Genomic DNA, 13275 nt, shown 5'->3' with positions numbered 1-13275 from the left:
GTGTTATCGTTAATTATTATAGTTTTAAACCTCTTAGTCTCAAGGCATTGATAATAACAGATACGGAGCTGAAAGACATTGCCAAAGCTGCAATCATAGGAGATAGTAAAATTCCGAAAACCGGATATAACACACCAGCTGCAATTGGGACACCAAGTACATTATAGAAAAAGGCAAAAAATAGATTTTGTTTAATATTTCTCATAACAGCATGGCTTAAATTCTTGGCTTTTACGATACCCTGTAAATCGCCTTTGACCAGAGTTATTTTGGCACTTTCAATAGCGACATCTGTTCCTGTTCCCATTGCTATTCCAATGTTGGCTTGTGCCAATGCCGGCGCATCATTTATACCATCGCCAGCCATGGCTACAATTTTGCCTTCTGCCTGCAATTTTTTAATTTCTTTGAGTTTGTCTTCGGGTAAGCATCCAGCTTTATAGGTTTTTAATCCCAATTCATCAGCAACTGCTTTAGCTGTATTGACATTGTCACCAGTCATCATGATTACTTCGACACCCTGGCTCATTAATTCTTTTATGGCTTCTTTGCTAGAAGTTTTAATAGCATCTGTTATAGATACAAAACCAACAGCTATGTTATCAACGGCAATGTAAGAGACTGTTTTTCCTAATTTTTGTTCAATAATGATTTTGTTCTCTAAATCGTCAGAAACTGTTGCTTTAACTTGTTCCATTAGTTTTTTATTACCTAATGCTACTTTTTTACCAGCAACTGTTCCTGTAACTCCTTTTCCGGCAACGGCTTCAAAATCTTTTACTTCGATTAAAGAAATGGATTTTGTTTTGGCATAAATTACCACAGCTTGTGCCAATGGATGTTCACTATATTGGTTTAAGGAAGCAATGCTTTGCAATAAGTCACTATCGTTGTTATTGGATGCATAAATTTTTTCGACAGATGGTTTTCCTTCGGTGATGGTTCCTGTTTTATCGGTAATTAAAACATTAACCTTATTCATGTTCTCTAAAGCCTCAGCATTCTTTATCAAAACGCCTGATTGTGCTCCTTTGCCAACACCAACCATTACTGACATGGGAGTTGCCAGACCCAGAGCACAAGGACAGGCTATAATTAATACAGCAATAGCATTTATAAAGCCATATACCAATGCTGGTTCGGGACCAAATTTTGCCCAAACAAAAAAGGTTATTGCCGATATAATGACCACAATTGGCACAAAGTACTTGGAGATACTATCTGCTAATTTCTGAATTGGAGCTCGTGAACGACTGGCATCATTTACCATTTGCACGATTTGAGATAGCAAGGTTTCGGAACCTACTTTTTCGGCTATCATCACAAATGATTTGTTTCCGTTTATTGTTCCGGAAATTACGTTATCGCCTTTCTTTTTATCAACCGGTATTGGCTCACCAGTAATCATGGCTTCATCTATACTGCTTTCCCCATCGGTTATTTTACCGTCAACAGGAATTTTATCTCCGGGTTTTACTCTCAATAAATCGCCTTTTTTGATGTCGTGGATTGATATTACTTTATCACCGCCATCAATAACCAAAGTAGCTTCAGTTGGCGCAAGTTTTAATAATTCTTTGATAGCTCCGCTGGTTTGGCTGTGTGCCCTTGCTTCGAGTAATTGTCCTAACAAAACTAAAGTCAGAATAACTGTTGTTGCTTCAAAGTATAATAATACAGTTCCGTGTTCTGTTTTGAATTCACTTGGAAAAATATCCGGAAAAAACATTCCGACTAAACTAAATAAAAATGCCACTCCCGTTCCAATTCCGATGAGTGTGAACATATTCAGATTCCAAGTAATAATTGATTTCCAGGCGCGGACAAAAAATACCCAACAGGCATAAAAAACAACAGGAAGAGATAAAATAAGCTGTACCCAGTTCCATTTGTCCGCATCCATTAGTTGCAATAAAGGATTATTGTGTGCCATTTCAATCATGGCAATGGCGAAAATGGGAACTGTAAACACAACTGCTATTTTCATTTTCTTAACCAAATCTTTATAAGTCCTTTGGTCTTCGCTTTCGCTTGGTTCCATTGGTACTAAATCCATACCGCATATAGGACAGGAACCCGGAGTTTCACTAATTACTTCGGGATGCATTGGACAAGTATATAGTGTCTTGTTTACGGTTAGTTCAGGTGCTTTGACTAGATCCATTCCACACACAGGACAATCGCCCGCTTTGTCATAGACTTTTTCGCCTTCGCAATGCATTGGGCAATAATATTTACCAGCGGCGTTGGTTGGTATAACAGCCTCTTTTTTATAATTATGCTCATGAGTAGAACAACATGACTTTGCAGCGGATTCATTAGTTGTAGTATCTTCTGTAGTTTTATCATTGCTCATTTCTATGGTGTATTTTCCAACAGTCGTCAGTGCTTCCTGCAACTTTGATGTTGGAATGTGTTTGTCCATAGTAATTATGGCCACTGGTGGGCTTAATGAAACTTTTGCTTCAATACCATCAATAGTATTCAATGCTTTCTCGACTTTAGAGCGACAACCATCGCAAGTCATTCCGGTAATGCTGTAAGTATGTATCATTTTTTATATTATTTTAATACAAATTTCTATCATAACTGCTTTTTGTATTTGCAAAATTTTGGGTTTGATTTGCAAGATTTATAAGTCTTCGATTTGCTTTCGTTTAATGGTTTTTATATTCTTAAAGTGTGTTGGTGAAAAGCCGGTTACTTTTTTGAATTGATTACTTAAATGTGAAACGCTACTATAGTTTAAAGAGTAAGCTATTTGGCTTAGGGATAATTCATCATAGATGATCAACTCTTTTACTTTCTCAATTTTCAGATTAATGAAGTATTTTTCAATTGTTGTGTTTTCTACTTCGGAAAAGAGGTTGCTCAAGGTATTATAGTCTTGGTGTAGCTCTTGGAATAGAAACTCGGATAGATTTGTTTTTAAATGATTGTTTTTATTTTGAACCAAATCAATAATCAATGTTTTAATCTTATCGATAGTTTTGCTTTTCCTATCATCAATCAAATCAAAGCCTACAGCATGAAGCTTTTTTAATAATTCGTTTTTTTGGATTTCCTGAATGTCATTTTTCAATTCAACTTCACCTAAATCAACTGAAACAGGATTGATGCCCATATTTTCAAATACAGATTTTACTACTATCTTGCAGCGGCTGCATACCATATTTTTAATGTGTAGCTTCATCATTGAGTTATTAAATTGTTTTTGCTATTTTATCCATGATCGAATGGTCTGTACCGAATTTGCAAATTGCATCACAATTGGTTCTTAGTTCTGAAAAGAGAATGTATTTAATATTCATTTTTGAATTTTTTATAACAGGTCTATTGAGTTGCTGAATGACATCTTTTTCGCGACTGTCAGGGATTATGATATAAAATACTTCATCACCATCAGAAATACTGAAATAAAGATCTGAAAGACGCAAAATCCCAGAGTAAATACTAGTGCTTTTTTCTACTTCAAATGCTCCGATAATGTTGTCAGTTCCTTTTTCAAACCATAAAACATCTATGAGTTTGATGGTGTTCTGAGTGTCTTTGTCACAAGGTAATTCAGGGAATTTATTTATAGAGATAAAAGAAAAATTTTGTCCGTTGAAAGCTTTGCTTTTATCATTACTTGCCGGTGTAACATCGAATCCTAATGATGCCCCAATTTTCAATAGATGGTATTGCATTTCACTATGCAGATTATCTTCTTTTTTTTCTTCGATAATTTCTTTTTGGCGTTTTACTATGTTTTTTTCGAATTTATGACGCTCTTCTTCACTCAGATAATCATCATTTCCTATTAGCATTTTTTGAGTCCCAATTTCAAAACACAATCCTGCGATTGCACCTAAATCATTGGATAGTTCCGATTTGAATTTTGAATTTGTTTCCAGTAGTGTCTCTCTAATTTTTAAGTATTCACTCCAGCTCCCCAATTTTTTTTTATCCTTGAATAAAAAATTAAACCCATTTACAATTGCTGTGTTGAAAGGTGGAAACCAAGTTGGATGCAAGAAATATAAAATACTGGCAACCGCCGGACCTAATCCTTTTATTTTAAGGTCATCCCGTTTTACAATCTCTTTGAGTACCTGCTCTTCGCTTTTTGCATTAATACAATTTTCTAAGAATTGGCCAAAAGCAATCTTATTGGTTTGATTTTCATAAATATCAGGAATTCTAAGTTTTGGTTTCCAATAAAAAGGATGTGAAACGCCTACGAAAACTTGCTTTTGCTCGGCAATACAATTGAGTACAAATTCCAAACTGCTGTTTTTAAAATCATTTGGAAATGATTTGCTTTTAATATCTTCAACAACCTGAATAATTCCTCGACGAATAGTCCTGAACGCTTTTAATCGTTGGTCATTATCAATAAACCAAGTATTATAAACACTCTCTGTATCGTTTTTGTACTGCTGTACTATTTGATTAAAATTGTTCATCCTTACTATTTATATTACATCTTCATACCTTCCATAGGGTCAGTACCTTTTCTAAATTTATATTCACTGTTTATGGCATACGCCCCAGTAATTACTACTTTTTGACCATTGGCAATTTTTGTTTTGATTTCTATCAGTCCATTGGTTTCAATTCCTGTTTCTACCATTAGATTTTCATAAACTCCCGGTTTTTTTTCTACCCAGATGTAGGATGCGTTTTCTTCTCTAATTACTGCATCGGTAGGAATGTAGATTCCTTTACCGCCGGAAATCATCAATTTTGCAATGGCCTGCATTCCCGGTTTTAAAATTAGATTTTGATTTGGTATTTCAAATCGAATCAAAAGTAAACGGGTTTCCGGGTTTATTTCAGGATTGATAAATGAGATTTTAGCGCTTATTGATTTATCAGGGAAATCGACAAATGTTATTGTAGCAATTTGGCCTATTTTGAGGCTTTTGAAGTAGTTGATATTAACTTGTGTTTCAAGCCAGAGTTTATTCAAATCAGTTACTTTGATGATTGGTTCGCCTTCCATGATATAGCTTCCTTCAGCAGTACTTATTTCTGAAACTGTGCCGCTGACAGTGCTATAAAATGTGGTATATGGGGAAACATCTTTATTACTTTTAATATTCTCAATTTGAGTATTGGACAAACCATAGAATAAGAGTTTTTGTTTGGCGGCATTCATTATATTTTTTGCGTTTTTTCCAAAATTACCGGGCATTTCCAGTTGTTTAAATGCTGTATAATAGTCTTGTTTTGCTATTGCAATATCCTCACTGTATAATTGAAAGACAGGCTGGTTTTTGGATAGGTAATCACCAGTGGATTTGAAATATAATTTTTCAATTCTACCCATTGCTTTTGAAGAAAAGGTTTTAGATTTTTCTTGATTGAATGTTAAAACACCTGTGTAGTTTTGTTCTAAATTGTTTTGTGTTTGTCCTATAACTTGAGTTGTGATATTACCAAGTTGAATTTGTTGTTTACTTAAACTTATTTGGTTAACCTCACTATCATCCTGTTTTATGGGTGTTAACTCCATGTGGCAAATAGGACACTTGCCGGGTTTATCTTCTTTTACTTGAGGATCCATAGAACATGTATAAAAAGTAGTTTCTTTATTTTTATCATGTTGAGAGTGGTCTTCTTTTTTATTCTCATGCTGAGAATGGTCTTCTTTTTTAGAAGAATTACAAGCTGTAAATATTAGGGAAAGCAATAAAAAGATGCCTATTTGATTTAAATTTTTCATACTTACTCCGTTTTAATAAAGCTTTCGCTATCGATTAAATATTGTGCATTTTTTGCAATAGTATCACTAACAGAAATACCTTTAATGATTTGAATATAACCGTTCAGTTCAAACCCTGTTTTTACCGGTGTTGCTTTAAAACCATTGTGAGATTTAACAAAAACAATTTTTTTATTACCTGTACTTACCAATGCGTTTTTTTGTATCCAAAGACCGCTAATTGACCGTGTTTTTATAATACCTTGCAATCTCAAACCTATCGGCAATTTGAGTGTATTGTTGTTTAAATAAACCCTAATTCTATTGGTTTTGTCGGTAGCATTAAATTGTGTTTCAATAAAATTTATTTTCGCTTCTATTGATTCTTCAGCATTGAGTTCAGAAGTTATTTTAATGGCTTGATTGACTTCAATAAAACTGCTGCTTTCCTGAGTAATGTTGAATACTCCCCAAACTTTATCAGTATTTACTAATTTAAACACAACTTCTCCTTTTTTGACATAGTTTCCTTCTTTTAACTCAAGTTTTTCAGTACTGTTATTCATACTTTGCATTGCAGAATTTGATGGAGTAACCATTGTTTCTGACCCTATGACAATTCCATTAGAAGGACTGTAAATGGCTATTTTAGGATTGGCTTTTTTTGAATTAGCTAAAGCACTTATCTGATTTTGAGTCATACCGTAAAGCAACAACTTTTGTTTTGATGCCTCAATAATTGAGCTGTTATCAATATCATTTGAAAGTAAATAAATAAAGTTTTCTTGCTCAGTTAAAAGTTCAGGGCTATATAAATCAAATAATTTTTGTCCTTTATTAATTCGTTGGTATTTAAAATTCACATATATTTTTTCAATTCGGCCACTTATTCTTGCTGCAATATTTACCGCTGAATTTGGGTCATAAGCGACAGTGCCAGGAAGATTGATTTCACCACTTAAAGTTGAATCTATTGCTGTTATAGTTTGAAATTTACCCACTACAAAGTTATCTGTTGGCTTGATGACATTTTCAATATTATAATCTTCAATAGCATGATTGTCAATTACTTTTTTTACTAAAGTCATTCCGCAAATAGGGCAGTTTCCAGGTTTATCTCTAATAATTTGCGGATGCATTGAACAGGTATAGACAACGTTTTGATGAGAGCTTGCGTCATGTACTTCAGGTTTTATGACATAGAAATAAATAGCAGAACCGATTATTGCTATTATACCTAGAATCAAACCATATTTTATATACTTATTCATAGTTACTTAATTTCGAGTTGTTTTTCGATTTCGACCTGAGTGTTTAGTATGGACTGCAATTTGTCGAGAGCGTCCATTTGGGCCATGTTCAAAGCTTCCCATGCGTCTAAGACAATGAACAAATCACCAGTGTTATTTTGCCAAGCCAAAACGGCGGTATCATAATTTTTGCGCAATGAAGGGATGATGCTTTTTTCGGAGATATTGTATTGTTTATTGAGGTTAGAAAGCTCTGTATTCATGCCCGAAATCATTCCAACTGTTTCATTTAAAATCATTTGTTTTTGCCAATTGAGACTTTCATTTTTAATTTGAAAGCTACTGATATTGGCTTTGTTCATTTTTGTTGACCAAGGCATGGGGATAGTCATCATGCCCATTAGTGAGAATTGCTGTGGCTGTTGTCCAAAAGCAAACATGTGGTCATATTTAACTCCAAATTCGGGTAGAAATTTTGATTTTTCTGCATCAATTTTCAGTTGGTTTACTTCCATGGTTCTTTTGATGGCATTTATATCACTTCTGTTTTTGGAAATTGATGAGGTGTCCAATAGTTGTGAATTGTATTCCTTTAGTTCGAATGCTTCTTCAATTTCAAACACCATATTTTTATCTCTTGACATTAGAGTGTTGAGCATAATTCTTTTTTGTGAAATATCATTCTGAAGCATTATAATCATACTTTCTAACTCATTATATTGAGATTTTGCTTTATAATAAGTGGGGAGTTTATCCATATTGTACTGGTATCTTATTTCCATGCTTTTTATCATGTATTTTAAGAGTAGTAAGTTATCATTGGCCACTTTGACTTTTTTGTTTAGTACAAGCCATTGATAATAATTTGTCTTGGCTATAGCATAAAGCTGATTTAAAGTATAATTTTTGTTTTCTTTTTCAACAGATGACATTGCCTTCATATACTTGTATTCGGCATTTTGTTTTTTTGAATTGGGAATCATTTGTGAGACTCCAATCATATAACTGCCCATGCCAGGACTCATATCATCTGCTTTCCACATTTTGGTATTGTAGGGCGTCATAAAAAAACCGGTTTCTACTTGAGGTGCCATCCAGCTTTTAGCCCCTTTTGCAGCAGCATCCATACTTTGGATATCGGCATCATACATTTTTAGCTGCGGATTATCGGTTTTGATTGTGCTCAAGATATTATCCAGTGAAACAATCTGTGCATTAGCAATTGTAAAGCTTAAAATCAAAAAGCTTATAACGATATAATATTTATTCTTTAACATCTATAAGTTCTATTTTGCCTTTAGTTTTTAATTCGTGAAGTTTCACCATTTCAAAAACAATAGGAGTTACTAATAATACATAAATTGTAGAAGTAATTGTCCCACCAATAAGAGGAACTGTGATAGGTAACATTACATCGGCACCTGTACCTGTTGCCCAAAGTATCGGAATAAGACCAAATAAAGAAACAGAAACCGTCATTAGTTTTGGTCGCAACCTTTTGGCTGATCCATCAATAATATATTGTCTCAATATTTCTTCGGTGATAACCTCTTTGCTATTTCCGTATTTCTCAACCATTTTGTTCATCGATTCATTTAAATAGATCGTCATTAACATAGCTGTTTCAATGGCCATTCCGAAGAGGGCAATAAAACCAACCGCAACCGCAACAGATAAATTTATTCCGTAGAAATAGACCATAAAAACACCACCGATTAAAGCAAAAGGCACTGTTATCATTGTAATGAGGGATTCTTTCATGGAGTGGTAAGTAAAATATAAAATAAGGAAGATAATTATCACCACAATTGGTAGTATCATGCTTAGCGTTTTATTGGCTCTCAACTGATTTTCCCACTGGCCACTCCATTCAATGTAATATCCTTTTGGCATTTTAGACATCATTGAATTTAATTTTTTCTGAGCTTCTTTCACAGTACTACCTAAATCTCGATCACGTACATTAAACAGCACACTTCCCCGAAGCATGGCATTTTCGCTATTTATCATAGGCGGCCCATCGCTTATTTTTACCTCTGCAATGGTTTCTAAAGGAATTGGGCCATATTGCATCGTTTGGACTTGCAATTTTTTCAGTGCATCAATACTGTTTCTATATTCTTGTGCATATCTTGCATTTACAGAGAAGCGTTGTCGTCCTTCAATTGTAGTTGTCAGTTTCATTCCTCCGATAGCTGCTTCAACAACTGCATTAATATCGTCAATTGAAAGGCCGTATCTGCCCAAAAGCTCCCTCTTTGGCTCAATGTCAATGTACCTTCCACCAGTTATTGGCTCCGCATACAAATCTTTTACCCCCGAAGTACCTTCGAGTGCTTTTTTGATTTTTTGAGATAGTGCATTAATGGTATCTAAACTTTCTCCATAAACTTTAATTCCAACATCTGTTCGAATACCAGTAGATAGCATGTTTATTCTATTAATGATAGGCTGTGTAAAGCCGTTGGTTACTCCCGGAATTTGGAGTTTATTATTTATTTCGGTTATAATATCATTCTTTGTTTTTCCTTCTCTCCATTCACTTTGAGGTTTTAATAAAATGATGGTTTCAATCATGCTAATAGGGCTATTATCTGTAGCAGTATTGGCTCTACCAGCTTTTCCCAATACATGGTCTACTTCGGGAATTGATTTTATCAATTTGTCTTGAACCTGCAATATTCTTTTTACTTCCGAGTTTGAAACATCGGGCAAGGTAACCGGCATGAAAAGTACTGAACCTTCATCCAATGGTGGCATAAACTCGGAACCTAAACGAGTAAACATGACTAAACCGATTAGTAAAGCTACTACATTAATTCCTAAAACCGTTTTCCTCCATTTCAAACAAAAAACCAAAATAGGAGTGTATACACTTTCCAGTTTTTTATTGATTGGGTTTTTATTCTCAGGACGAAGTTTACCTTTTAATAAAAAGCTTATAAGCACCGGTGTGAGTGTAATGGCTAAAAAAGCATCAACGATTAGAATGAATGATTTTGTCCAAGCCAAGGGACTAAATAATTTTCCTTCCATACCTGTGAGTAAAAAAACCGGTAGAAAAGACGCAATTACGATCAGTGTTGAGTAAAAAACACCCGGTCCTACTAACTTTGATGATTTTTCAATTAGTTGAAGTTTTTCATCAGAGGATAAAGGGTCGTGTTCCTTTTTAAATAAATTTTTAATTTTTTCTATCATCATACCAATTTACTTGTTATCAATCATTTCTTCTTGTTTCTCTGAGATTGTCCTGTAGGCGTTTTCAACCATTACAATTCCATCATCCACAACAACTCCAATAGCGAGTGCAATACCGGTTAATGACATAATATTAGATGAAATACCAAATGCTTCAAGCAATATGAAGCCAATTGCTACGGATATAGGAAGTTGAATTAAGATTATAAGGGCGCTTCTCCAATGGAACAGAAAAATTAAGATAACGAGTGAAACTGCTATCATTTCTTCTATAAGTGTTCCCTTGACAGATTCAATAGCTTTTTCGATTAACTCGCTTCTGTCATAGGAAGTTTTAAATTTCACTCCTTCGGGCAATCCTTTTTCAACTTCTTTCATCTTTGCTTTAACCGCTTTGATGACTTTATCAGCATTTTCGCCGTAACGCATTACCACTATACCGCCTACGACTTCCCCAGTTCCGTTTTGGTCAAAAATTCCAAGGCGTAAATCTCCACCCATTTGTACTGAACCTATGTCTTTTACCTTCACAGGGATAGAATTGTAATTTTTAATCGAAATATCCTCGACATCTTTACTGTTCTTTATGTAGCCTAAACCTCTAATGATATAAGACATATTACTCATTTCAAACTTTCGGCCGCCTACATCATTGTTATTAGCCTTAACAGCATTCATTACTTCCATCATACTGACATTATAATACTGCATTTTTAGTGGATCTAACACTAGCTGGTATTGTTTTTCAAAACCTCCAAAAGAAGCTACTTCGGCTACACCGGGAACTGTTTGCAGTGCAAATTTCACATACCAGTCCTGTAAGGCTCTTTGCTCTCCCAAGTCCATTCCATTGGCTTCTAAATGATACCAAAAAATGTGGCCTACTCCTGTACCATCAGGACCTAAGGTTGGAACAACATTTTGTGGAAGTAAACGTTGGGCATAATTTAATCGTTCCAACACACGGGTTCTTGCCCAGTAGGTATCTACATTGTCTTCAAAAATGATATAGACAAAGCTCATCCCAAACATGGAGGCTCCCCGTATATTTTTAACTTTTGGTATCCCTTGAAGATTAGAAACCAAAGGATAAGTTACTTGCGCTTCGATTACCTGTGGGCTTCTACCCATCCACTCGGTAAATACAATAACCTGATTTTCTGATAAATCAGGGATAGCATCTATAGGATTTTGTTTCACGCTATAGATTCCCCACACAAATAAACAAGCCGAAACCAGTAGCACAATTGCTCTGTTTCTAAGTGAGAATGGAATTAGTTTTTCTACCATTTTTGTCTTTTTTCTTCCTTTTAAATAAAATTAATCAATTGAGTCCTTTTACATTATGATATATATCACATATTCAAAATATAGGAGAGCACTTAATTTTCCGACAAACTGTTGTTTTCATTTATTGAATTAATCCAGGTAATTATTTCCTGTTTTTGCGCCTCATTAAGTATTGCATCATGATGTAATAGCGTGTAGGAACTTAAAGGCATATCACCCGATTTAATTTGTTTGCTTATTGCTTCTAACTCACTTTGCTGCTTTCGATTTGAATAACTGCCAAACTCATTAAAATTTAACTCTTTTTTCCCATCAGTAATATGTGTTTCTACAAACATTCTAGCTGGTTGAATGTAATCATACCAGAGATACTGGGTGTTATTACTATGGCAATCGTAACAAGATGTCTTTATTAGTTTTGAAATATTTGTTGGTGCATCGGTCGTGACCAGAAAATCATTTGTATAATCCTGCCCTGGATTTTGATTCAGGGCAGGCTGATAGAATTGTATTGCTATCAATACCAAAAAAAGTACTATACCTACTTTCTTTAATCTTCTTTTCATTTTATAACGTTTTTTTCAAACTACCACAAGTAAGCATCTTAGAGCCATAATATGGATTTTTGATTTCTTTGGATTCGCTGATCCAAATAGCGCCTTTACCGTCGTCATACATTGGACAATGGTCCTGATATAATTTTTTATTTGAACCCAAAAGTTTTATTAAATCATTGATGTCCTTACTTAGTATGGCAAAATGTTCTCTTTGATGGTCAATTTTACCTGCATTGTCGCCAATATGCTCTGCGTGTTCTTTAGCATCATCAGCAATGTCTAAGTATTCCTTTTTCTGACTCGCGTTTAAACTGGCAGTATTAATGGAATTAAACGTTTTATACAAAGTTTTACCTGCTTTAGCTGCACCATTAGCATCATCTTTAGTTAGAGCGTTCTTGATTTTTAAATAATCATCAATAATCCCATTAGTAGAAAACGGAGTGGAAGAAGTTTGTGTAGTTTCTACCACTTTTGGTTCGACTGTTGAATTATCATTATGATCATGTGTACCATTGCTATGGTCATGAGATGGTTCTTTTTGTACAACTGGCTCTGTTAATTCCATACCACATTTTGAACAATCTTCCCCTTTTTTACCCGTAACTTCAGGATGCATTGGACAGGCGAAAAGTTGATCTTTTTGAGTATCACTCATGTTATTTTCAGTTGATGTACTTTCAACCCCCTCTGACTTTGTAGTTTTGTTACAAGAGATTAATGTTGTAACTAATGCTATTAAAATTACTACTTTTTTCATTTTTTTAAAATTTTGAAGTTATTATTAAATAATTTTTATTTGTAACTATGTTCTGTGCTTTGTTCGTGATAATGTTTCGTTATTTCTTTAGGAATACGTTCTAGTTTTCTATCTTTTGAAAATATTGTTGAGATAGATTTTCCTCTTATCTTAAAAGTTACTTGAATATCGGTATACATATTTGCATTTATTTCGTTCACAATAAAAGCTTCTGCATCTATACTTGTTAATTCAACTTTCTTTGATTTTCTATCAGCAAATATTAATGAAGCTGTTCCTGTTATTTCAGTATTGCTTAATGGTTTCAATTTTTCATCAAGTATGAAAAAATATACTTTGCTATCCTTAATTAAAGTTTCGATATGATAACTTTTTACTTTTTTGATGGTTCCATTATGAGGACCATTAGAATTGTTTCCGTTTTGTGCGAATAAATTCATTATTGGCATTATTGCAATTAATATTGCAATAATTATTTGGTTATTTCTTTTTACAATTTCATTCATTATTCATTTTTTTAGAGTTAAT

9 protein-coding genes and 1 pseudogene are annotated in these 13275 nt (G+C 34.0%); all 10 read right to left on the bottom strand.

The window, feature by feature from the left end:
- Positions 1-16: 16 nt before the first annotated feature.
- Entirely contained in the window at positions 17-2554 is a 2538-nt protein-coding gene (locus tag LOS89_RS05340; RefSeq protein ID WP_169522862.1) for a heavy metal translocating P-type ATPase, read from the bottom strand.
- A gap of 78 nt (positions 2555-2632) precedes the next feature.
- Positions 2633-3193, bottom strand: coding sequence for a helix-turn-helix domain-containing protein (locus LOS89_RS05335; protein ID WP_026726771.1), 561 nt, complete (start codon positions 3191-3193; stop codon positions 2633-2635).
- 10 nt (positions 3194-3203) lie between these two features.
- The gene (locus LOS89_RS05330; protein WP_231836803.1) at positions 3204-4448 is read right to left on the bottom strand and encodes a type II restriction enzyme NmeDI-related protein; all 1245 of its coding nucleotides are present in this window, start codon (positions 4446-4448) and stop codon (positions 3204-3206) included.
- Positions 4449-4462: 14 nt separating this feature from the next.
- The gene (locus LOS89_RS05325; protein ID WP_231836802.1) at positions 4463-5710 is read right to left on the bottom strand and encodes an efflux RND transporter periplasmic adaptor subunit; all 1248 of its coding nucleotides are present in this window, start codon (positions 5708-5710) and stop codon (positions 4463-4465) included.
- 2 nt (positions 5711-5712) lie between these two features.
- Positions 5713-6960, bottom strand: a complete 1248-nt coding sequence (locus LOS89_RS05320; protein ID WP_231836801.1) for a heavy metal-binding domain-containing protein — start codon at positions 6958-6960, stop codon at positions 5713-5715.
- 2 nt (positions 6961-6962) lie between these two features.
- The gene (locus tag LOS89_RS05315) at positions 6963-8216 is read right to left on the bottom strand and encodes a TolC family protein (protein ID WP_231836800.1); all 1254 of its coding nucleotides are present in this window, start codon (positions 8214-8216) and stop codon (positions 6963-6965) included.
- Positions 8203-11430, bottom strand: a pseudogene (locus LOS89_RS05310) (efflux RND transporter permease subunit). The gene LOS89_RS05315 and the pseudogene LOS89_RS05310 overlap by 14 nt, the downstream one beginning before the upstream one ends.
- 92 nt (positions 11431-11522) lie before the next feature.
- On the bottom strand, positions 11523-11996 hold the full coding sequence (locus LOS89_RS05305; protein ID WP_026726774.1) for a heme-binding domain-containing protein: 474 nt from the start codon (positions 11994-11996) through the stop codon (positions 11523-11525).
- Position 11997: 1 nt separating this feature from the next.
- Positions 11998-12747 (bottom strand): DUF3347 domain-containing protein, encoded by a 750-nt coding sequence (locus LOS89_RS05300; RefSeq protein WP_231836799.1) that lies wholly within the window; start codon positions 12745-12747, stop codon positions 11998-12000.
- 35 nt (positions 12748-12782) lie between these two features.
- A complete protein-coding gene (locus tag LOS89_RS05295) occupies positions 12783-13253 on the bottom strand; it encodes a hypothetical protein (RefSeq protein ID WP_231836798.1) in 471 nt (156 codons plus the stop codon).
- Positions 13254-13275: the final 22 nt, after the last annotated feature.

The organism is Flavobacterium channae, from assembly GCF_021172165.1.
Classification (GTDB): Bacteria; Bacteroidota; Bacteroidia; order Flavobacteriales; family Flavobacteriaceae; genus Flavobacterium; species Flavobacterium channae.
Note: the sequence above shows the minus strand (reverse complement) of the source record. Positions and strands in the feature narration are given on the sequence as shown.

Bases quoted from the DNA above. Each gene is read 5' to 3' on its own strand.
- LOS89_RS05340 (WP_169522862.1), bottom strand. From the start codon at position 2,554: ATGATACATACTTACAGCATTACCGGAATGACTTGCGATGGTTGTCGC.
- LOS89_RS05335 (WP_026726771.1), bottom strand. From the start codon at position 3,193: ATGAAGCTACACATTAAAAATATGGTATGCAGCCGCTGCAAGATAGTA.
- LOS89_RS05330 (WP_231836803.1), bottom strand. From the start codon at position 4,448: ATGAACAATTTTAATCAAATAGTACAGCAGTACAAAAACGATACAGAG.
- LOS89_RS05325 (WP_231836802.1), bottom strand. From the start codon at position 5,710: ATGAAAAATTTAAATCAAATAGGCATCTTTTTATTGCTTTCCCTAATA.
- LOS89_RS05320 (WP_231836801.1), bottom strand. From the start codon at position 6,960: ATGAATAAGTATATAAAATATGGTTTGATTCTAGGTATAATAGCAATA.
- LOS89_RS05315 (WP_231836800.1), bottom strand. From the start codon at position 8,216: ATGTTAAAGAATAAATATTATATCGTTATAAGCTTTTTGATTTTAAGC.
- LOS89_RS05305 (WP_026726774.1), bottom strand. From the start codon at position 11,996: ATGAAAAGAAGATTAAAGAAAGTAGGTATAGTACTTTTTTTGGTATTG.
- LOS89_RS05300 (WP_231836799.1), bottom strand. From the start codon at position 12,747: ATGAAAAAAGTAGTAATTTTAATAGCATTAGTTACAACATTAATCTCT.
- LOS89_RS05295 (WP_231836798.1), bottom strand. From the start codon at position 13,253: ATGAATGAAATTGTAAAAAGAAATAACCAAATAATTATTGCAATATTA.